The 21,792-nt window shown below is 65.4% G+C and carries 16 protein-coding genes and 4 tRNA genes; 6 read left to right on the top strand and 14 right to left on the bottom strand.

Annotated features, from left to right (window positions below; genetic code table 11):
* Positions 1–37 precede the first annotated feature (37 nt).
* Together HPY83_14530 and HPY83_14525 are read right to left on the bottom strand one after the other, a co-directional pair.
* Complete coding sequence (locus tag HPY83_14530; GenBank protein NPV09162.1) at positions 38–2,455, bottom strand: endonuclease MutS2; 2,418 nt, start codon at positions 2,453–2,455, stop codon at positions 38–40.
* A gap of 200 nt (positions 2,456–2,655) precedes the next feature.
* Positions 2,656–5,391 carry a hypothetical protein gene (locus HPY83_14525; protein NPV09161.1) on the bottom strand — a complete coding sequence of 912 codons (2,736 nt, stop codon included), beginning with the start codon at positions 5,389–5,391 and terminating at the stop codon, positions 2,656–2,658.
* Between the two features lie 922 nt (positions 5,392–6,313).
* Between HPY83_14525 and rpsF the strand changes: the two genes are divergently transcribed.
* The 4 genes from rpsF to HPY83_14505 all read left to right on the top strand — a co-directional run bounded on the left by rpsF (position 6,314) and on the right by HPY83_14505 (position 8,691).
* Positions 6,314–6,622 (top strand): 30S ribosomal protein S6, encoded by a 309-nt coding sequence (gene rpsF / locus HPY83_14520; protein ID NPV09160.1) that lies wholly within the window; start codon positions 6,314–6,316, stop codon positions 6,620–6,622.
* 31 nt (positions 6,623–6,653) lie between these two features.
* Positions 6,654–7,037: a single-stranded DNA-binding protein gene (locus HPY83_14515; protein ID NPV09159.1), complete on the top strand. Its 384-nt coding sequence runs from the start codon at positions 6,654–6,656 to the stop codon at positions 7,035–7,037.
* Between the two features lie 2 nt (positions 7,038–7,039).
* Positions 7,040–7,381 carry a 30S ribosomal protein S18 gene (locus tag HPY83_14510; protein NPV09158.1) on the top strand — a complete coding sequence of 114 codons (342 nt, stop codon included), beginning with the start codon at positions 7,040–7,042 and terminating at the stop codon, positions 7,379–7,381.
* Between the two features lie 71 nt (positions 7,382–7,452).
* Positions 7,453–8,691, top strand: a complete 1,239-nt coding sequence (locus HPY83_14505; protein NPV09157.1) for a hypothetical protein — start codon at positions 7,453–7,455, stop codon at positions 8,689–8,691.
* Between the two features lie 101 nt (positions 8,692–8,792).
* Here the strand turns inward: HPY83_14505 and HPY83_14500 are convergent, their stop codons facing one another.
* Together HPY83_14500 and HPY83_14495 are read right to left on the bottom strand one after the other, a co-directional pair.
* Complete coding sequence (locus HPY83_14500) at positions 8,793–11,540, bottom strand: hypothetical protein (protein ID NPV09156.1); 2,748 nt, start codon at positions 11,538–11,540, stop codon at positions 8,793–8,795.
* A 99-nt stretch (positions 11,541–11,639) separates the two neighbouring features.
* The gene (locus HPY83_14495; protein ID NPV09155.1) at positions 11,640–11,999 is read right to left on the bottom strand and encodes a hypothetical protein; all 360 of its coding nucleotides are present in this window, start codon (positions 11,997–11,999) and stop codon (positions 11,640–11,642) included.
* A gap of 894 nt (positions 12,000–12,893) precedes the next feature.
* Between HPY83_14495 and HPY83_14490 the strand changes: the two genes are divergently transcribed.
* The gene (locus HPY83_14490; protein ID NPV09154.1) at positions 12,894–13,316 is read left to right on the top strand and encodes an Ig-like domain-containing protein; all 423 of its coding nucleotides are present in this window, start codon (positions 12,894–12,896) and stop codon (positions 13,314–13,316) included.
* 147 nt (positions 13,317–13,463) lie between these two features.
* On the opposite strand, the gene HPY83_14485 is transcribed toward HPY83_14490, so the two are convergent.
* The 4 genes from HPY83_14485 to HPY83_14470 all read right to left on the bottom strand — a co-directional run bounded on the left by HPY83_14485 (position 13,464) and on the right by HPY83_14470 (position 17,183).
* The gene (locus tag HPY83_14485) at positions 13,464–14,084 is read right to left on the bottom strand and encodes a hypothetical protein (protein ID NPV09153.1); all 621 of its coding nucleotides are present in this window, start codon (positions 14,082–14,084) and stop codon (positions 13,464–13,466) included.
* Positions 14,085–14,100: 16 nt separating this feature from the next.
* Positions 14,101–14,637 carry a hypothetical protein gene (locus HPY83_14480; protein ID NPV09152.1) on the bottom strand — a complete coding sequence of 179 codons (537 nt, stop codon included), beginning with the start codon at positions 14,635–14,637 and terminating at the stop codon, positions 14,101–14,103.
* Between the two features lie 1,129 nt (positions 14,638–15,766).
* A tRNA-Met gene (locus tag HPY83_14475) sits at positions 15,767–15,830 on the bottom strand.
* Positions 15,831–16,235: 405 nt separating this feature from the next.
* Positions 16,236–17,183 carry a DUF4268 domain-containing protein gene (locus HPY83_14470; protein ID NPV09151.1) on the bottom strand — a complete coding sequence of 316 codons (948 nt, stop codon included), beginning with the start codon at positions 17,181–17,183 and terminating at the stop codon, positions 16,236–16,238.
* A 930-nt stretch (positions 17,184–18,113) separates the two neighbouring features.
* On the opposite strand from HPY83_14470, the gene HPY83_14465 reads away from it, so the two are divergent.
* Positions 18,114–18,299, top strand: a complete 186-nt coding sequence (locus HPY83_14465; GenBank protein ID NPV09150.1) for a hypothetical protein — start codon at positions 18,114–18,116, stop codon at positions 18,297–18,299.
* Between the two features lie 356 nt (positions 18,300–18,655).
* Here HPY83_14465 and HPY83_14460 read toward each other — a convergent pair.
* From HPY83_14460 to secG, 6 genes are all read right to left on the bottom strand, one after another.
* Positions 18,656–18,727: transfer RNA gene (locus HPY83_14460), tRNA-Met, on the bottom strand.
* Between the two features lie 44 nt (positions 18,728–18,771).
* Positions 18,772–18,843 (bottom strand) — tRNA-Met (locus tag HPY83_14455).
* 45 nt (positions 18,844–18,888) lie between these two features.
* Entirely contained in the window at positions 18,889–19,269 is a 381-nt protein-coding gene (locus HPY83_14450; GenBank protein ID NPV09149.1) for a hypothetical protein, read from the bottom strand.
* Between the two features lie 47 nt (positions 19,270–19,316).
* Positions 19,317–19,402 (bottom strand) — tRNA-Leu (locus tag HPY83_14445).
* Positions 19,403–19,524: 122 nt separating this feature from the next.
* The gene (locus HPY83_14440) at positions 19,525–21,219 is read right to left on the bottom strand and encodes a peptide ABC transporter substrate-binding protein (GenBank protein NPV09148.1); all 1,695 of its coding nucleotides are present in this window, start codon (positions 21,217–21,219) and stop codon (positions 19,525–19,527) included.
* Positions 21,220–21,225: 6 nt separating this feature from the next.
* A complete protein-coding gene (gene secG / locus HPY83_14435) occupies positions 21,226–21,630 on the bottom strand; it encodes a preprotein translocase subunit SecG (GenBank protein ID NPV09147.1) in 405 nt (134 codons plus the stop codon).
* Positions 21,631–21,792: the final 162 nt, after the last annotated feature.

Genomic DNA, 21,792 nt, shown 5'->3' with positions numbered 1-21,792 from the left:
GGCGCACACCACCTGCGGCCCCTGGGGCGAGCCCATCCTATCGCGGTACCAGTTCGACCACAGTGACGCCGTCGCCGCCCTCGGCCGGACCTCCCGACCGCACCGAGGCCACCAGAGGATGCCGGGCCAACTCCTCGCGCACGAAGCGGCGCAGAGTGCCGGTGCCCTTCCCGTGCACTACCCTCACGCGCCCTAGCGCTGCCAGGTAAGCCTCGTCCAGGTAACGCTGCAGTTCCGGCACCGCCTCTTCCACCCGCATTCCCCGCAGATGTAACTCCGGCTTCACCGCCGGACTCGCCGGCAGCTGAACCACCCTCGATCGCCCCCGGCCAGAGCTCATGCTTTCCTCGACCGCGGGCTCGCGCACCTCCAGGTCGTCCAGCGCCACCCGCAGCCGCAGGCTGCCCACGGCCACCTCGGCGTGACCGGCCTCCACGCCCGTCACCGTGCCCTGAGTCTTCAGGCTGCCCACCCACACCAGGTCTCCCACTTCAGGCTCAGCGCCTGTTCGACGAAGGGTGCTCGGCGTGGGCGCCACGGCCTCGGCAGCCCTCTCCGCCAGGCCCTCCGCCTCAGAGAGAACCCGCCGCACCTCGCTCACCTGCTCCGCCACGCGTGCTTTGGCCAGGTATGCCCGGGTAGCGGCGATCTCCTCCCGAAGGGACTCCAGCTCCCGCCGGCCTTCCTGTCGCGCCTGTTCCAGGACCTGCTCTCGCTCTCGCTCCAACTGGTCCAGGCGCGCTCGCAGGTCGGCCTCCTGTTCCTCCGCTCGCTGCCGAATCTGGGCCGCCTCAGTCAGTTGCCGCTCAGACTGATCCCGTAGGAGCTTGATCTCCCGCAGGAGGTCCTCCGTCTGCAGCACTTGAGGGTCCACCAGCAGCCTGGCTCGCTCGACGATGTGACGCTGCAGGCCAAGCCGCTCCGCGATGGCGAAGGCGTTGCTGCGCCCCGGCAGCCCTATGGTTAGCTGGTAGGTGGGCGCCAGGGTGTGGGCGTCGAACTCCACGCTGGCGTTGGCCACCCCCGGCTCGCCCTGGGCGAAGACCTTGAGCTCGGGGTGGTGAGTAGTGGCCATGGTAGTCACCCCGCGCTGGATCAGCTCCACAAGCAGAGAGCGGGCCAGGGCGGAGCCCTCCACCGGGTCAGTACCCGCGCCCAGCTCGTCCAGCAGCACCAGGCTCCGCTCGCTCGCCTGGCCTAGGATGTGGATGATATTGCTCATGTGGGAGGAGAAGGTGGACAGCGACTGCTCGATGCTCTGCTCGTCCCCAATATCGGCGTACACACCGTCGAAGACGGTGAGGGTGGTACCCTCGTCGGCGGGGACGTGCATGCCAGCCTGAGCCATCAGGCTCAGGAGCCCCACTGTCTTCAGAGCCACCGTTTTGCCCCCGGTGTTGGGCCCGGTGATCACGATGACGAAGTAGCCCTGAGGCCCCAGGCGCAGGGCCACGTCTATGGGCACAACCGTGTCCTGGGGCAAGAGTGGATGCCGGGCCTGGAGCAGCCGGAGCCTCGTCCCCGGATGGTAGATCCCCCGCTCCTCATCCAGCACCTGCCGAGGAGCGAAGCCCACCAGGTTCGGCTCCACCGCCCGCAGTTGCTCGGCGTAGCGGGCCCGGGCGAAGATCAGGTCGAACTCCGCCAACACCGACACCGTCCGCTCGATCAGCGCCGCCTCTTGAGCCACCAGCCCGGTGAGCCGGTCGAGCACCCTCAGTACCTCACGCTCCTCCCGGATCTGCGCCTCGCGTAGCTCGTTGTTGAGCTCCACCGTAGCCAGGGGCTCTATGAAGAGCGTAGCTCCACTGGCCGACTCATCGTGCACGATCCCGCGTATCCGTCCCCGGCACTCGGCCCGCAGCGGGATGACGTAGCGGCCGCTCCGCTGAGTAACGATGGGCTCCTGCAGAAAGGGGGCATTCTCGTCCGAGGTCACCATCCGCTCAAGGCGCTGCAGCAACCGATCTCGGGCGGCCATCAGCTCGGCGCGGGCCCGGGCTAGCTCGGGACTGGCTGCGTCCGCCACTTCTCCCTTGGGGGTGATGCAGCGCCGAACCTCGTCCACCACAGGACGGCAGGCCTCGATACGGGAGGCCAGCGACGCCAGCAGCGGGAACTGCCCGGCCGTGCGTGTGAGAGTACGGTAGATGGGCTGGGCGGCAGACAGGGTGCTCTCCACGTCCAGCAGTTCCTGCGGCAGCAGACGCATGCCGCGCTCGGCCCGCTGCAGGAGCGGGCGAACGTCATGTGCGCCCCCGAGCGACACATCCGCCTTGACCCTCAGCAGGAGGCGAGCCTCCGTGGTCTCCTTCTGGCGCCGAGTGGCCTCGGCCAGGTCGGTAGCCACATCCAGAGACAGCGCCAGGTCACGCCCGCCCGAGAAAGAGGTATGCTCGGCCAGCCGCGCCAGAACCTTGGGGTATTCCAATACCTGCAAATACTTGTCCAGCATGTGCACCACCAAACGTTCATTCTACTACAGCGGCAGGCAGTGGAGCACATGGGGGCCGGGCTCCCTGTCGGGAGACGGCCTACTGGCTGGCACCCCTCCTACCCGGCAGCCCGAGCGTCTGCGCGCCTCTTGCTGCGCCGCGAGCACGACCACGCCCGCGGCTTCCAGCCGACACCGAATCCCAGCCGGCTACCGGCTCCCTAGAACCTGGACACGAGCGGCAGATAGGTCTCAGCCACGGACTCCAGTACCCAGAGCTCGTAGCCGGTGGTGGGACCGAAGGCACTCATGAACACCCGTGTTCCCAGTACGGCCAACCCGGAGGGGTTGGAGTTGTCGCTGCCGGGGGCGAGGTCCCCAAGGATAACGGTACCGGCCTCAGTACCATCGCTCTGCCACAGCTCGTAGCCGCTGACACCATCGCTGGCAGCAAAGATGACAACGCTGCCGAAGCTGGCCAACTCCGCCGGCTGCGAGCCGGTCGCGCCGGGGTAGACGTCTTTCACCATCGCGGTGCCGCCGGCTGTGTCGTCGCTTCTCCACAGCTCGCGGCCAGCGCCGGGACCGATGGCGCTGAAGTAGAGCACGCCCTTGGCGCTGAGTAGCGACGAAGGGTACGACGACAGCGGCCCGGGATACACGTCCTCGAGTAGGTGGGTGCCGGCGGAGGTACCGTCGCTTCTCCACACCTCCCGGCCACTGATTCCTTCGTCTGCCACGAAGTAGAGAACGCCATCGGCCGCGGTAAGGCTGTCCGGATGCGAGTCACCTGGGCCCGCGTTGATGTCGCTCACCATATAGGTCCCAGCGGTGGTCCCGTCGCTACGCCATAGCTCTTGACCGCTCATTCCGTCACTGGCACTGAAGTACAAGATGCCTCCCAGGCTGGCGAATCCGGATGGGAACGAACCAAGAGCAGCACCGGGCCCAATGTCTTTGACTAGCGCAGTGCCAGCCGAGGTACCGTCGCTTCGCCATAGCTCAGTGCCCGAGGAAGGTTCATAGGCGGCGAAGTAGAGGACGCCGTTCACGTTGAGCAAGTCGGTCGGGTTTGAACCGCCCGTGCCGGCATGGATGTCCTGGACCATCACGGTGCCGGCGGCGGTGCCATCGCTCCGCCATAGTTCCGCACCCGTGCCGGGCTCATGGGCGCTGAAGTACAGCGTTCCATTGAGGTCAGAGAGACCACTCGGGTCTGAGCCCACGGGGCCTGGCCAGATGTCCCTCACCATCATGGTGCCCGCGGTGGTGCCATCACTGCGCCATAGCTCGCGCCCGTTGACGGGGTCACTCGCGGTGAAGTAGAGGATTCCGCCCACGGGCAGCAACTCCGCCGGGTCTGAGCCGAGGTCGCCGGCATAGATGTCCATGACCATGCTGGTGCCAGTTGGGGTGCCGTCGCTCTTCCATAGCTCGTATCCATGGATCCCATCGTCGGCCCCGAAGTAGACAGTGCCGCCGAGGCCGGTCAACGCGCCCGGATAGGAGCCGACAGGACCCAGGCCGAAGTTGAACACAGCCACTGTGCCGGCTGAGGTGCCATCGCTCTTCCAGAGCCCCACTTCGGTGGGAGAAGGCAGGGCGAGGAAGTACAGCACCGGTCCGGCAACGGTGAGGAGCCCGGCCACCCCGCCACCGACCGAGGAAAAGCTCGTGACCGGGATGGTGCCTGCCGTCGTTCCGTCGCTGCGCCAGAGCTCTCTGCTGCTGGCGCCGGTGAAATAGACTGCCCCGCCCAGATCCGTAAGCTCGAGAAGGCTGAGGTTACCCGTGCCCGGTATGACGTCCCTGACCATGACGGTGCCGGCGGGGTAGCCGTCGCTCTTCCACAGCTCCTGGCCCGCACCAGGGCTGGCGGCACCGAAGTAGACAGTACTACCCACAACGGTAAGCTTACTGGGACCGGAAGAGGTGGTGCCAGGCCAGATATCCTTGACCTGGAACGTGCCCACAATGACTGTGTGCGCCCACAGCTCCTGGCCTGTGCCCGGCTCGTAAGCGTTGAAGAAGAGGAAGGCGTCTGACCGGGCGAATGAACGGGGATTCGCGCTGCCCGCGCCCGGGTTTATGTCTGTCACCAGCATGGTGCCCGCATCGGTGCCGTTGGTGCTCCACAGCTCCCGGCCTGAGGCTGCATCGGTCGCGGCGAAGAAGAGCCTGCTGAGGAAGGGCGTCATCCCTTCCGGGAGAGACCCTGCGGGGCCAGGGTTGATGTCCTTGACCAGGGCAGTCCCGGTCGGCGTGCCGTCACTGCGCCACAGCTCCGGGCCGTGCACCCCGTCCTCGGCGGTGAAGTAGACGGCGCTGTTCCAGCCTGTAACTTCCCCTGGGCTGGAGCCGTTGGCGCCGGGGTTGATATCTGCCACCAGGACGGTGCCCACCTCGGTGCCATCGCTACGCCACAGCTCCGGGCCGTGCACCCCATCATCGGCGGTGAAGTAGAGCGTGCCATCCACTACATTCAGGAACGTCGGTGACGATCCGGGCGGCCCGGGGTTGATGTCCTTGACCATGACGGTGCCGGCAGCGGTACCGTCGCTACGCCACAGCTCCGGGCCGTGGCTGCCGTCGTCCGCCCGGAAGTAGAGCGCACCTCCGAAGTCCGCCAACTCGCTGATGTCTGACCCAGCGGCACCCGGATGGATGTCCCGGACCAGGGTAGCGTTTCCGGGAGTCCCGTCGCTGCGCCAGATCTCCTGGCCATGGGCTTCATCATCCACCACGAGATAGAGCATCCCGCCAACTGCAGCTATCGGCCCCGGTCCGGCCATGGGGCCCGACCCAGTGGCGTTGATGTCCTTGACGAGGGAGACGGATGCAAGGGGAAGGCCCTGAGCCGTCGCAGTTGGGCCGGGCCTGATGGCTGAGATGGGCAGTATGACGGGCAAGAGCGAAAGCACAAGTGCACCTGACCAGATGACATCCAAACGTTTCATCTAACTTCCTCCACTAACATTCGCTCACACAATGATACAGCCGACCGCTTCGCCGGCAGCCCCCTACCCAGCTGGCATCGGCATGCAGTAGACCAGTGGGCGGCAGTGGTCAGTTCCTCTGCCCGAAGCCCACAGATGGCTTGGGCCCCCAAGGTGCCCGCTGGGAGCCGTGCAGCAAGACTGCCAACCCCTGGGGGCCGGAGATGACGCTGTCAGAGCACGCTGGCTGCCTGGAAGGCGCTGCCGCCGCGCCCGGGTGCCTGGCCATCAGTGCCGCCCAGGGCGTCGAACAAGGCATAACTCCCGGGCGAACTCTCACGTCGCGTCCAGTTGCCCGAGGGTCTCGCGTTCACAGAGAAGGCCACGACGCCGGAGAGGCCAAGGGCCTCAGACACTCTTGCTGCACCCTGGGCCGCGCACCGGCAGCGAGCAGGGCCTAGGTGTGAAGGATATGGCCTGCCTTGGGCCAGGCGGACGGCATCGTCGCGGACTCGGCACGCGCCGCTGCATGCAGTACTTCGGCTAACACTCAGCAACAGGGCCGCGAGCTGACCACACCGGGCATCACCAGCTCGCGGTTGCGGCGGTTGAAGCCAAATGGCATCATCATCCGGGCAGCGGCTGCTGTCAAGCGAGAAGGACGCCTCTACTGCCGCGGCCTGAGCCATCCCTGGCCTGGCGTGGCAGTAGACCCACACCGCTGCAGACCGCTCTGGTGACCGAAGTGCCTGTCGCCTGCATCCAGTTCTCTCAGGTGGACAACCAGGCCGCTGTTGGCCGCCTCCACCGTGGGCAGTTGCACTTTGCCAGGCCGCAAACGTACATGCTATAGTCGAGTTGTTCACTGATTGTGTAGAGAACACTGCCCTACACTTTCCGCTCTCGGCGGTGTCCGAGGGCAATCCCAGGGAAAGGAGCCGCCATGGCCGAATACGAGTTAACCTTTGTCATCCAGCCCAGCGTCGATGAGGACCAGCTTGCCTCCCTCAGAGAGCGCGTCACCGACTACATCACCGGCGCAGGGGGTGAGCTGATCGGCACGCTGGACTGGGGCCGCAGGCGCTTGGCTTACCCCATTCGCAAGCACACCGCTGGCTTCTACACCACGATGCGGCTGCGACTCCCGCCCGACGCCATTGAGGACTTGCAGCGAATGCTCCGCCTCAACGAAGACGTCCTGCGGTACCTGGTGCTGTCGGCTGAGGATGTGCCGGCGCCGCCATCCGGCTGATCGCGTGAGCAGGTTCTCCGAGGAGACGAAGATGCTGGGCCTCAACCGGGTCACCCTCATGGGTGAGGTAGTGGAGAAGCCGGAACTGCGCTACACACCGGAAGGCAGCGCAGTGGCCGTCTTCACCATCGCCGTGTCGCGAACGTGCGTCCCCGTCAATTCCCGCGCCCACAAGGAAGTAGACTGGTTCAACGTGGTTGCCTGGCGCGAATTGGCGGAGTTCTGTGCCGACGACCTCGATGTCGGCACATACATCTACCTCGAAGGGCGCTTGAGGAACCACGTCTGGCGGGATGCCCTCGGCCGCCAGATGGCCCGCACCGAGATAATCGCCGAGAGGGCCGCAGTCCTGGGACGCGATGCCTCCCCAGGGGCCGACGGCCGCTATGAGTACGAGTATCACTGGAGGGATTAGCATTGGCAGAGGACAACGGCGACCGGGCCGAGGCTCGGGAGTCTACCAGGGAGGAGTCACGTTCCGGGCGGGACGAAGCGCGCTCGACCGAGCGACGTGGCCGCCCCCAGCGACGCTATTTCCCACGCCGGCGCGTGTGCGCCTTCTGCGTGGACAAAGTGAAGCAGATTGACTACAAAGATATCGAGACACTACAGCGCTACGTCACCGATCAGGGGAAGATCAGGGGCCGCCGGCAGACGGGCACCTGCGCCAGGCACCAGCACCAGCTCTCTCGTGCCATCAAGCGCGCCCGGCACCTGGCCCTGATGCCTTACGCTTACGGGCATCGTTTCACCTCGTAGGCTCTCTTACGTATAGACTGCATCAGCAGGGCATGGGGGCTCCCTATGCCCTGCTCTTCATGAGGGAACCCATGAGCAGGAAGCGTCAAACACCGGCCCGCCGGGTGCCGGCCATCCCGCCAGAGACGAGGGCCCGCGACCGGCAGGTACGGATGGGCCTGGCTGTCCTGGCCTCCATCGTCGTGCTGATCTTAGCGATCGGAATCTACCGAGTGGGTGTGGCCCTGCCCAGAGAACCGGTAGCGGTGGTACACGGCACCCCGATCAGCACCCGGCAGTACCAGACCATGGTGCTCTATCAGGGCCTCAATCTGGCCAACCGGATCGAGACGATGCGCGCCCAGCTCTTGCGGCTCGACCCGGAAGACGAGAGCACCCCCATCCTGCGTGACATTCTCCAGCAGCAAATCGAGAGCCTGCAGTCCTCCGCCAGCGCCCTGCCTAGGCAGGTCCTGGAGAGCATGATCGAGGACGAGCTGGTGCGCCAGGAAGCAGAACGCCGCGGGCTCAGCGTCTCTCCCGACGAGCTGGAGGAATGGGTCCAGGAGTGGTTCGGCTACGATCCCCACCCTGACCCTACTCCCACCACCGAGCCCCAGGCCACCCAGGCGGCGGAAGAGGCTACCGCCGAGCCTACACCGGAGTCCACGCCCGAGCCCAACGCCGAGCCTACACCGGAGGCCACGCCCGAGCCCACCGCTACGCCGTCGCCCACACCCACCCCCATGACCCTCGAGGCCTATCAAGAGCTGCGCCAGGAGTATCTGAAGTACGTGCAGGACCGGACGGGCATGACCGAGGCGGCCTTCTTGGACTTGATGAAGGCCTATCTCCTCCGAGAGAAGCTGCAGGAGGCCCTCGCGGCCGAGGTGCCGACCAGCGCGCCCCAGGTGAACGTGCGGCACATCGTAGTGTTCAGCCAGGAGGAAGCCGATGAGGTTCTGGCCCGCCTGGAGGCAGGCGAGGACTTCGCCGCCCTGGCCCAGGAGCTATCCCAGGACCCGAGCAAGGAAAGTGGGGGCGAACTGGGCTGGCTCACCGCATCGTCCAGCGCTTTGCCCGCCACCGTATTGGAGCGAGCCTTTGAGCTCGCCCCGGGCGAGCGCGAGGTCGTCTCCTCCTACATGGGGCTGCACGTTCTGGAGGTGGTAGACAAGGACGATGATCGCCCCCTTGAGGAGGCCGAGCTGCAGCAAGCCAGAGCCGCCGCCCTCGACACCTGGCTCTCAGCCGCGACCCAGGACGAAGGGGTGCAGCGGTCCTGGTCGGAGGACAAGGTACCTGCCGGGTTGACCTCCCTGGGTCTGTAAGGCGGCGTCGAACAGCCCGCTTAGGGCACGTACCGCCGCAGAAGCCACCGCCCTCTCCACCTCGACACCGAGCCTACACGCTGCTACTTACAAGCGGGGCTTCAGCCTAACACTCGGACCACCAGCGGCAGCACCACGGCATCCCCCGGCACCCTCTCTGTCCCCCGTCGGCGGACCTCCGGCCGAGTCAAACTCTCGGCATCGTACAGCCCTACCACCAGGGTGTACTCGCCCGGGCCGGCCGACGCCGGCACCGTCACCGTCACCGGATCGGCTATGTTGTGCTGGGGCAGCCACAGGTCGGTGGGATACGCTCCTGCTACGGGCCATTCGTCCCACTGGGCCACAATGGTGCCCGAGCCATTCACCAGGTGCACGAAGCGCTTCAGACGCTCGCTGACGCGAGCCTCAGCGCGCCAGTATAGGGTGAGCTCGGCCGACTGGCCGGCCGCCAGCTCGGTCCGGTCCAGGTCGAACCCGAGGAGACGCACCTTCTCTCCGAAGCCAAACCACTCCTTCCCGGGAAACCGCCGTATGTCCAGGGGCCGGTTGTAGAGCACCTGCACCTCCTGGAGCACAACGGATGTCTCACCGCCCGGGCCGACCAGCTCCGCCTCGGCCCGCGGGTCGTAGAGGCCGACCCGAAGAGCGTAGCGCACCGGCAGCAGGTCCTGGGGCAAAGGCAGCCGATGCCGGTCCTCCACGTACAGCGCCGGATGCCACTTGCTGCTGGGCACCCCTCCCGGGGCCGCCTTCTCCGACCGCACCACGACCTGCCCGTCTGCCAACGACACCAGGTGCACAAAGACATGGTAGTCCTCGGCCAGCCCGCCCAACGGTTGCCAGTATAGGACCACACTCAGGGGTTCGCCTTGAGGGGGCAGACTGCGTTCCAGATCGTACCCCAGCAGCGCGATCCTGCCGGCGAAGATCACCTCCAGAGGGTGTTGCGTCCTGAGAACGGTGCCAGGGGGCGATTGCAGCCGGAAGAGCATGGTGTGCGGCTCCAGGTAGGCCACCTTGGCCACCACCAGCAGCCCCAGGGCCGCTGCGGACAAGCGTAGCCAGGGCTCAGTCGCCGTCCGATCCCCCTCCGGTGATCCTACCCGGCTGCGGACCGACAGGGTACCCAGGGCCACCAGCCCCAGACCTGCCAGGCTGGCCCACCACGACTGGCGCTGGAGAGAAGTCTGCCGCAGCACCAGTTCCACGTCCTGAACCCCAGCTGAAGGAAGGCTGATCTCTACCAGACCGTGCAGTTCTCCCGGCGACACCGCCACGGGACCATCGTCCGCGTGACCCTGCCAGCCGGGGAAGTAGAGGAACGGGAGCACGACCGGGCCCGGACGCTCTGCGGTCACCTGCACCCGAGCCCACGTCGGCCCGGTGTCGAGCACGGTGACCTTTCGTCGCGCGTCCGCCGCGACCTCGGGCGTGGGCCGTTCCGTGGCCCATCGGGGCGTATACTCGGCGGCGCTGGTAGTACCGATGGCCCCGGTCCGCATCTCGAAGTCAGTTACGTCCTCGGCCCGATATCCACTCCAGTCCAGAAAGGGCTTGCGGGGGAAGGCGTAGGGGGCAGCCCCCACAAGCACTACCACCACCGCTGCGCCCCAGAACCCGCGGCCCCACAGGCTGCCAGGGCGTCCCCACGCCTCCACTGCCGCCCCCACCAGGAGGGCTAGCGGTAGCGAGGCCGGTCCCAGGAGCCGGTGGGGGAACTCGATGTACCCCAGAAGCGGGACCGAGGACCAGACCATCTGCGAAGCGGGCAGCATGAGCCAGACGTAGCCCAGCAGTGCAGACCACATGAAAACCACGTGCCCGCGGACTCCGTCCTCGGGTCGACTGCCGCTCGCCGCCCCATCGCGGCCTGCCTCACCGCTCCCCGGCAAGCGGGCGGGCTCCCCATGCTGACGCCCAAGCCAGGCTAGGGAGGGCAGGGCCAGCAATACCAGGTGCCCGCCCAGGCTGAAGGGGAAGTAGGGGTTCGAGGCTCGGAAGTCCAACTCCTGGGGGAAGGCAAACAGCTCTTCCAGACTGAGAAAGTGCTGCCGGAAGTCGAAGAAATGCCGAGTCAGGCGCCAGGTCTGCACGTAGCTGCTTTCGGCGAGCGCTGGCAGCCAGAAGAACGCACCCACCAGCACCCCGCCCAGCACCGCCAGCGCCATGGGCACCACACGCTGACTCCGCCGGCGCCACACGCGCCACAATCCGTAGCAGGCAAGTAGCGGTGCGAACATCACCACGCTGATGTTGTGAGCGACGGTGATGGCGGCGATGGCGAGGGCGAGAGCGAGGAACCCCACCCTGTCCCCACGAGCGCTCAGCCTAGCCAGGCCCCAGAGGCAGAAGGGAGCGATACCGGTGCTAAGCAGCTGAGGATAGTTGCCCTGGATGTAGAGCTCGAATAGCCGGTAGGGAGTCAGGCAGTAGGCCAAGCCGGCGACAGCGGCAGCGGTGGGAGACAGAAACCTGCGGGCCAGCAGGTAAGTCCCCAGGCCGCCCGCGGCCACTGCTCCCGCTGCCACGAGCTTGAGGGCATCCTGCATCGCCACGTCTGTAAGCCCCAGGCCAGCGGTGAGGAATCCCAGGAGAGGCGGCACGTAGTTGAAAATGGGATAGCCCAGGCCGTAGGCGAAATGTGGGGCCCATCGGGGGTAGAGCACTCCCTGTTCCCAGGCCCAGCGGAGCTCCAACGCCCGGAACAGGTGAAGCGGCCCATCGGCCGTGTTGGGCAGCCCCGGCGTGACGACCAAAGAGGACACGCCCAGCGCGGCGCCGAGGAGAACGACCACCACCCCCCAGAAAGGATCGTACCGCACCAACCACGGGAGGCGAAGACGCATGCGAAGTATGCTAGGACCGGCCCGGCGTGCCGTCAACCGGCTACCCCGAAGGCCGCCGGCCTGGGCACGCCGCCACCTCAGGGAACTGCCCGCTTCCGGCTACCGCCGCGACCGGCTTGACAGACGTTCCACCTCCCGCTGACACCTCAAGCACAGAGTGGCATCGGGCAGGGCCTGCAGCCGTTCCTTCTCTATCTGCGCGCCACATCGCTCGCAGGTGCCGTAAGTGCCCGTCTCCACCATGCGCAGCGCCCGCTCGACCGCTTCTAGACGCGACTCGGCCACCTCTAGAAACGCGAGCGTTCGCTCATGCTCCCATACGTCGGGGTCTCCTTCCTGCGTAGAGGCGTCCGTCTCGGTCTTCAGGAGCGTCCGCAGTCGTTGAATTTCGTCTAGAAGATCCCGACGTTCCTCTTCGAGACGAGCACGACCGTTATCGTGTTCTGCTTCTGAAGCCATGATGACCTCCGTCCTAATGGTCAGAACCGGGCTGCCGCGGCGATGCCATGTCTCAGTCTCCAGGACCCACGCGGCCGACAAACGGTCAGAGGCGCCCGGCGATGGGCACACAGGACGAGCCGCAAGGCCCCAACCTGCGGAGCGAACGCTGATCGGTCGCGGTGGGCTCGGCCTCTAACGTAGCCGGAAATCATAGCATCGGCGATTGGCAATGGCAACAACCGGTCGGCCGTGCGGCGCGAAAGAAGACCCTGGCCCGGCCGTAGGCGCTCGGCCGGCGCCCCGGCGCCATCACCCAGGTCACGCTCCTTCCGACGTCATGCCAGACTAGGTGAAGCATCACCGATTGCGTGAACCGGGATTCCTCGCTGGTGCCGCTCATCACGCAACCGCGACCCATTCTCCTGGGAGCGCCAGCTAGCGCCCGCTGTGACCATGGCCCCACCGGCGCGCCCCCGCAGAAGCGTCCATCGTAGCGCGGCAGCCGGCCACCGAGAGGCATGTAGCACCCACAATGGCAGCGAAGGGTGAGTTGCGCCGTTCGCCTGGGCTCAGTGCCGGCGACGACCCTGCGCCCTGATGTCCATACACCGGCGCCCAGACGCTGCCGCAGGGACACCACACCGAGGCGGTGACGGCGGCCGGGCCGCAGGGCCCACCCGTCTTGTTTGCAGCCGGTAACCCTCCGATCGCCACTGGCACCCCGCCAAAAGGCTCATTTGACAAGCCCGCCGCGATGGATAGGATTACGCCTGGGCGGGCGGCCGCTCAGAGGGGTGTGCGACCCTACGACCGGGGGCCGGTTACCTTGGAGGTGAACTAGCGAAACGATGTGTTGCGCAACCGCGAGCGATCGTTCTTGGTAATACCCGCAACGAAGGAGGTCATCGAAGAATGGTCCGAAAGCTTACCAGCAGACCGCTTGTATTGGTTCTCGTCGCCATGGCACTGGTGCTCGCCTACATCCCGGCCCTCGCTCAGCAGGATGGCGGCGACTGGCTGACCACCAGTGACCGGGGCATGGTCGGCATCTCCAGCCCCGCCGCTGGCGCGACCCTCTCCGGCACCGTGGACATCGAGGGCACCGCCCTGTCCAACAACTTCAACTACTACAAGGTCGAGTACTCTATTGACGGGGCCAACTGGATCAGCGTGGTCGATGACTACGCCATCGAGACCCAGGTGGCCGAGGGCGTCCTAGCCTCCTGGGACACCACCGCCGTGGATAACGCCGACTACTGGCTGCGCGCCGTGGTGGTGGACAACACCGGCAACTTCGTCGCTTCCTCCCCCGTCCAGGTGACGGTGGCGAACTGAAGCCCAGTTCACCGGTCGCTAGCTAGCAACACCAGAGGCCCGGTCCCTGAGGACCGGGCCTTTTTGTTGGCGCCGCGCGACCACGCGGGCAGCTCTGGGCCCATCGGCGAAACCCCAAGCAGGCGCGCCGGCCGAGCAGTGAGAGCCTTACGCCCCGGCGAGGTCATGTCGGCGGACGTCGCAGGCGTGCCCCGAGAGGAGAGACAGGGCCAACAGCCCAACGATCAGGGCCGGGACGAGCGTGCCCGCCTGCCGCAGGAAGTCGTTAGAGTAGTGCCCGATGACGAACTGCCCGAAGGTCCAGGCGAAGAAGGCGACCAGGGGCCACGGCCAGAGCGCGGCGAGGAATCGGGTGACACTCCCTGCTGGCCGGCTCACGGGGGCATTGATCCGAGTGGCGAAAGCGCCCGCAACCATGCCGATCACCGGGGGAAACAGACCCCCGCCGGCCAGGAGCAGGGCGACGGAAAGCAGGATGAGCACTGGGCCGCCGCGCCTGGTGTGGACGAAGCCTACCGCCCAGACCATGGTGACGAGGCCCAGGATGGTGGCGACGACGCCTGTTACCAGGAAGCTGGGGATGACGGTCATGGCTGGTTCGCACAGGTTCCAGACCTGCTCTGGATCGCACGGCGGGCCCATGGCCTCGATCATGAGGCCTTCCGGTCTGGTGTTGCCCCGGAGAATCTCAAAGTAACCGTGTTCCGGCCCGCCGAAGCCGGCGAAGGCTCCCAGCGCGGCGGCAACGACCCTAGTGGCCCTCCTCATCTTCGCCCCCTAGCACTTACTGCTGCCCGGCCGCTGCCCCTCGGAGTCCCTTGAGCTCGGCGGCGATGCCCTCCGCCCAGGCGGTGATGGCGTCCCAGTTTCGGAAGTCGCCCATGGGAGCCTTGACGTTCTTAATCACCCACTTCTCGATGAAGTTCAGCTTGTCCGGGTCCAGCGCCCCGCCGAACACGGTGACGTCGCGGGGAGCGATGCTGTCCGCGACGGGTTGGAGCTTGCCGGGCAGGCGCCAGCCTTGGGCCAGGTCAAGGGGGTCGCCCTCCCCCGTGGGCCCGCTGGAGAACAACCACACCGGCTTCTCCGCCAGCGCCGCCTGGTTGGCCTGCAGGAACTGCGCGGCTTCCTTGCGCCACCGGCCAATGTAGACGCCGCTCCCTATTACCACCGCCGCGTAGGAGCCAAGATCTCGCACCTTGTCGGCGGGCAGGACGTCAGCCTCCAGACCCGCTTGACGGAGTGTCTCGCCGATCCGCTGGGCGATCTCCGCCGTCGCCCCGTACTTGCTGCCGTAGGCTACCAGAACTCGATCGTCCACGTCGTCCTCCTCCGCACCCGTACGCCGGCGATTATGCCGCTGCCCGGCCGGTGCCTCTTGTAGCCGCCGCTAGCCGACATTCTCCCCTCGGCAAGCGAGCCAGAGTGTACTCCACCGGTGCGGGAACGGCTACCGCGGCCGCAGGCGTAGCGGCTCAGGACCAGGGGAACAGATGCCAGCCGGCGCCGCTGCTCAGGGCCTTCGCTGCGCTCGGGCTAGGCGAGCCATCGACGACCACACCTTAGGTACACCTTCTGTCGAGGTGTGCACGGGCCCACCTTGGAGATGGCCACGTGCGACAGCCGCCCCCCTGATGCACCTTCCATCCGAGCAGGTCTCCGTCGGCCATCTCTACCGCCTATCATACGAGGAGTGCGCGCGCCCTCCCCCCAAGTGCCTGCCACGCCCGGGGGCGCGGACCCCTCAGGGGGAAGCCGGAACCTGCCAGGATGCTAGCGCCTTGCCCTTGTGGCCGGCCCAAGAGCCTGCCCTCACAGCCGGCGAGCAGACCACTTGCGCGCATCTGCCCTGTGCGACTGCCACCCGGACACACTTGGCTCCTCGCGCCCGAGCTCCATCGCGGAGGCGACAGCGCTAACCGTTCGCTCCAGCCGGCGAGATCGCGTCTTCTCAGGTGCGCCTCTGTCCCAGTGGGTGCTTCTCTCGCCCTGCCGACACACCGCCGTTCTGCCCGGCGGCGGTGCTGAGGCATCCAGCGAGTGCCTCCGGCGGCAGTATTGCTGGGTGTCACCGCCCCGCCTCGTCCATGCGGCATCCGGAGCGGCCTGCTGCCGGCCCGTCCTCGGGAGCAATAACCCATCACCCAGTGACCATCAGGACAAGGAGGCCAACCGCCCGCCCGACTGCAAGCACATGGTCTGCTGCCGCTCACTAATGGTGGCCTACTGCCCGATGCCCGAGGGCGACAGAGCAAGACATATCGGCATGTGCCTGATAGTCTTCTCCAGAGGGAGGCCCGTACCTCTGTCCGCACGTTGGCTGCAGGTCGCTGGCACCGTCCGTGTTCGATCGGGCGGGACAGCATACGGAGGGAGCTCAGGACACTCGGGCTGGGCCATTGAAGTGAAGCCCCCGCCGGTCGGCGGGGGCGAGGAACGTATCTTGGCAGTGGCGACGACTGGATTTGAACCAGTGACCAAGGGCTTATGAGTCCCCTGCTCTGCCGCTGAGCCAGACCGGGCGTGCCAGTACGACCCCCAGCAAGCTGGAGCCGCCAGACCAGGACTAACAGTATCACCGGAACAACCACGCTCACACTGCTATCGCCCACCACCTTGCGCATTGTTGTGGCGATGGCTGGAGTGCCAGGATATGGCCGAAGACGGGTTCACGGGAAGGCCACCGTCACCGGCGGTAGCACGCAGAACGCGCTGGCGGCGAAAGGATGACAGCAGTGTTCAGGTGTTGTGACAGCGGCGTAGGCCCGAGCCCGGTTTCGAGCGCGCAGCGCCGTGCCAGTCTGTCCATAGACTGGGAGGAGTGGCAGCCCTTCTCGCCGCCAGGAGGTAGGCTGGCTCGGGTCGACACCTGGCCCTGCATAGGGCAAGGGGCGGGGCTCGACCACCGTCTGGTTTCTGCTACAGAACCAGTTGTTGCACGCGCGGCCCAAAGACTTGGCGATAGAGGGCTACCGTCTCCACCGCCCAGCCTTTCAGGTGCTCAAGGTGAGCGGCCTCATCATCAATCGCCCCTGGGACGGCAGAGTAGATACGTGACGCCCGCCTGTCATCTAGTCGTTGCCAGATCACCTCGCGCCCGATCTGCTGCTCGATGCTCCCCTTGTCTTCATGTAGCGAATCAAAGGCTGCTTTGTTCTGATTCTTGACCCCCACGTCTATGTACAGCTCAACGCGGAAGATCCCTTGCTGGCCAAAGGCCGCCGCTATGCTGAACCCCGAACGGCCAGTTGGAAACGTCAACCAGCTCTGAGGGTATGCTCTCCTGGCTTTCGTGAGGCCGGGGCACTCCTTCTTCGCCCTTTCCAATACGTCTGTGAAGAAGGCTTCATAGGCCTGCTGTCGTTCTGATGTCCGACCCCCTGACGCAGCAGCGACCGCCTTCTGCCATTGGTTGGGTTGAGCCACTAGGCTGAAGTGAGGTGCCGGTAAGGAATCGTCAATCTGAAACAGCTGCAGTTCGATGCCAAAGAAGGATATCTCCTCGCCAGTTATCTCGTTCAGCCAATCCAGCGTTCTGCGGTGCTCATCTCGGATTCTGGGCGAGATCCAGATGACTACACTCGCCTCCTTTCCAGCAGCATAGGCCATGAGCTGGCCCAGATGGTTATGATCAGTCGGTTCCAGCTGGTTCTCGATGATGACCGGTCTCCCGGTGCTCAGATCTCTCGCACAGAGATCAACGAAGTAGTCGCCTACCTGAGATTCGCTCTCTGCCAGGTCCAATTCCAGGCCCACTGCTTCCGCCAGAATCTCAATATTGTCCCGTAACCAGGGCGTCAGGTCACGGGCCTCATGCTGCCACACTGACCTGGGTTCGACTCTCTTGAGGTGGCCAAGTGTCTGCATGTTACCTCCATTCGTCGTCTGGCTCTCGTGACGCGCGATCGTGTAGCCTAGTTTCGCAGCGCTCGGAGTCAAGGCATCCTCAGTCTGCGAGACCGAGTAACCAGAGCAATGAAACGCCCGCACTGATTGACGACAAGCAGAGGGCTGACTGCGGCATGACACAGAGGAGGAGCAAGTGGATCATGGTGCCTCTCGTACGGAGCCGACTCCTCTTGCCGGGGCAGGGCCTTCTGTGCGGACGCACGTCTCACGCTTGCGCTACACCAACCTGGACTGCTGGATGTCCGTGGGCCACGCGTAGCTGGCAAGTGACCCACGGGGCACCGAGTTCAGGATCTCTTGGGCGCTAGCAGGGCGCGCCCGCATGCCATGCTACATGCAGACACCATGCCCCAAGCCCAGTCTTGAGAGCGCCATCCAGGCACGGCACTCCAGATCTGTGACTCCGCCGGCGACCGCCCCACTCAGCACAGAAGGCGCCATGTGTGCCCTCGTTCGCATCCTCGGCAGCCTGGTGAAATGGAGACTGATATCTAGCTGGATCCATCGTCAAGATCCCCCGCCGGAGGTGCAGTTTTTCGGCTGCATGGGCACCATGAGGAATCGGCTCCTTCATCAACGACGCCTCAAGCGGGCCAGAGATGAGCAAGTCGCCTACGTCGTGGCGAGATCTGCGGGCTAGGGCAATCTGAGGCCGCTGCTCGAACCATGAACGCCGCCGGCTGGACGATGGATGGGGCTACTGGGCATCATACCGACGTCCACGTGACCGAAGCCCAACTGCAGTATGCTTCTCAGATCGCTCCCAAACGCACACACCGACTGGACGGGCGGCTACGGCCCGGCCAGCTTACGTACCTCCCACAAGAAGGAGGGGACCTGTCAGCCATGGCCAAGGACCCTTACATAGCAATGACGCGGGATGATGTCATGGCCGTACCAGCTCCGGCTCGCGAGGAGGAAGACGGCACCATACGGGCAGTGGGAGATGAGGTGCGAGTGCAGCCGCCCATGGGTGAGTGGCTCAAGCTGATCCAGCCACGCTCCTCAGACATGCCACCCAGGGAGCCACGTCCAGATCCTGCCGATACACCGCCTAAGAGGCGCTTCTACTAGCAGAAGGACTGGCTCAGGCGGGGTCGTCAGAGCCGCATCGCAACGGGTGGCTCTCCCTCCCTACAAGAAGCAGCCTACGGACTGGTGCGCTCATGAGTCGCCTGCAAGTCCTCCTTTGCCCAAGCCGGGTGCCCACGAAGCACGGTGAGGCCCGCATCACCCATGAGCTTCTGCAGAGTGGAGGTCTCCATCGCGAGCGCTACGATCGAGGATCAAGGTGTCAACGTATCGCCGCAGGTTGCTCGGGTTGAGGAGACCGAATCCGTTGGTCACTACTGCGGAGAGGGGAAGCAAGGGCCTCCGCCACTACCAGCAGCTGAACGCCCTTCCAGCACATACAACAGGTTGCAGCACAGTGGCGACGACTGGATTTGAACCAGTGACCAAGGGCTTATGAGTCCCCTGCTCTGCCGCTGAGCTACGTCGCCATCAGCAAGGGAGATGGCAACAGCCATCTCCCTTGAGTTCCAGGTAGCGGGGGTTGGATTCGAACCAACGACCTCCGGGTTATGAGCCCGACGAGCTGCCACTGCTCTACCCCGCGACGCACTTTCCAGTATACCCCGTCCCCTCACCTATGTCAAATGCGCTACCTCTCGATCAGCCGCGCCCACCAGCTCTCGACCGTAGGCGTGGCCGGCGCCGGCGGGTCCAGCGCCAGAGCCGGGCCGGGCGCCCTCCCCACCAACACCACCAGCACCTCCCCCTCCCGGGCCATCCTCAACCGTGACCGAGCCGCCTCCTCCACGAACGCGTCCGTCTGCACGTAGGCCTTCCTCTCCTCCAACTCCGCCTGCAGCGCTTGGGCGGTGGCCTTCTCCACCAGCAGTTGCTTCTCCGCCTCCAGCCATTGCCGCTTCACCCCCGATTGGCGAGCGTACTCCACCCCCAAGGGGATGATCATGAGCGCCATGGCCACCACTATGGCCCGGACCAGACGCGATGGCTTCCTACGACTCCCGAAGCCCATCCTGCCCCCCAAACAAAACGCCCCAGGGCCAAGCCTGGGGCCGTCTCTGGTGCCGAAGGTGGGATTTGAACCCACATGAGCTAATGCTCACAGCGCCCTGAACGCTGCGTGTCTGCCTTTCCACCACTTCGGCGTTACGAAGCTATGATACCAATCCCCCGAGGGGATGTCAACTCCTCCCCGACGCGCGGCCCCCGGACGGCCCTGACCCACACCCTGGAGCTGCGGGATCCGTGCCAGCGCCCGAACCGGCTACTACTCCACCTCGAGCCCGCTCCGCCGCACCAGCACTTTGCGGTAGTTCACGAACCAGTTGCTGATGCTGCGGAAGCGGTCGCTCGGCTCCACCATCGGGCCCAGCTCCACCCCGCGCACCTCCTTGTCCACAGCGTAGGTGTACACCGGGTAGTACAGAGGCAGCGCCGGCAGCTGCTGGGCGAAGATCGCCTGGAACCGGTGGTACAGCTCCTTGCGTATCGCCAGGTCCCAGTTCCTCCGGGCTGCCTCCAGCAGGCCGTCAGCCTCCCGGTTCACGAAGGCAGAGTAGTTCTGCCCCCCCTCCTCCAACTGCGAGCTGTGCCAGAGCACATACGGATCCGGGTCGCCCCCCAGCGAGAGCTCCACCAAGGCACAATCGAACTGGTGTGTCTGGAGGTACCCATCCACCAGGTCGTTGAAAGGCAGCGGGATGACGCTCGACTCCACTCCAATGGCGCTCCACTGCCGGACCACCTCCCGCGCCACCGCCACCGCCCGCCGATCATCCGTCACCAGAAGCTGAACCGCGAGCGGGCGCCCCTCCTTTTCCCGCACACCGTCGCCATCGGCGTCCACCCAGCCCAGATCATCCAGCAAGTGGCGAGCGCGTTGCGGGTCGTAGCCCACAGTGGGCCCATTGGGGTCCAGGGCCCAGGAGCAGGCCGAGAAAGGAGCATGCGCTACCAGAGCGTGCCCCTCGAGCACCCGGTTCACCAGATCGGCGCGGTCGAGCCCGTACATGAGCGCCTGCCTTAGCGATTCCTCCCCCAGGTAGGTCGCCCCCGAGCTCTTGAGGTTCACCAGAATCAGCACCAGCCGAGCCAGTGGGGCCGAGTACAGGCTGAGAGACTGGTTGGCCGCCACCTCGGGCAGGTACTCGGGGGTGATGTCTGCGATGCCCATCACCTCACCCCGCTCGTGTGCCCTCAACGCCTCTCCCAGGTCGCGGTAGAAACGGAACTCGATCCCATCCAGGTAAGGGTGTTCCTGGCTGTAGTGGTCGGGGTTCTTGACCAAGAGAACGTGCGTCAGGTCGCTCTCGACCACTTCGAATGGCCCAGAACCCACCGGCAGCCTGTTGAAAGGCACCCTGGTCAACTCAGCGACAGGCACTCCCCTCAGCAAGTGAGAGGGCAAGATGCCCAGGTTCGTGTAGGAGAGAAAGGGAGCGTAGGGCTCGGGCAACCAGAAGCGCACCACCCGATCCGACATCACCTCCACCCTCACATCGCTCCACAAGCGGGCCAAGAGAGGCAGACCGGGGAATTCGGGGCTCTGGATCACTCCTATGGTGAAGGCCACATCGCCTGCTACCACCGGGACGCCATCGTGCCAGAAGGCGTCCTCCCTCAATCGGAAGGTGTAGCTCAGCCCGTCGTCCGACACCTCCCAGGACTGAGCCAAGTCCGGCAGAACGTTGCCACACTCGTCCAGGCGAGTCAGTCCGCTGAACACCAGCGAAGATATGTCGGCGTCCACCCGATTGCCCTGTGACAGCACCGGGTTCAGGTAGCGGGGACTACCGGTGACCGCCTCCACATAGGTGCCGCCGCTGGCAGCCACGAGCACTGTGTCATACGCGCCGGCCGACTGCAGCAAGACACCAGCCACCAGCAGAACGCCTACGCCAGCGATCACCACCTGCCAATGGAGGCGCGAGCGAGGGGACCGGTAAGGCGTCGAAGCACTCACCCAGAACTAGAACGAGGGTCTGACTGCGAGCACGTTCAGGAAGGCGAAGAGCACGAAGAGAATGCCAAGGCCGATAGTGGCCTCGTACAGCGTCTTCTCTAGCCCCCGCCGCGTGCGATAGAGGGAGGAATCACCCCCGAAGATACTTCCCATGCCGCCGCTGCGGGCCTGAAGGACCACTACTACCACCACGGCCGCCGCTATGAGTATCTGTATGATTTGCAGAAACGGCGCCAGGCCGGTAAGGAACTGCTGCACCGAGAAACGCCTCCGGGAGTACTTGGGCGCATTATACGGCCCACACCAACCCACCGCAAAGGCAGATGGCAGTGCATCGGGCAAGCTGCGGAGAGCACCAGCAAAGCCTGCGCCTGCCAGCACGGCGCCACTCTCCCATCTTTCCTTCCGCATCCCCTGTAACCTGTAACCTACAACCTATCCCCTACCAGGGCTTTTCAGTGCTCTGACAGGAGCGGCCAGTTATGTTATGCTAGTGGCAATCTGAGGCTGAGGTTGGGGCGATGGTGGATGAGACAGGGGAGGAAAGCCTGCTGGAGGGGTTGGCGCGGCTTC

It is taken from the genome of Anaerolineae bacterium (assembly GCA_013178015.1).
Classification (GTDB): Bacteria; Chloroflexota; Anaerolineae; order DRVO01; family DRVO01; genus Ch71.
This window is presented reverse-complemented; position numbering and strand designations above follow the sequence as displayed.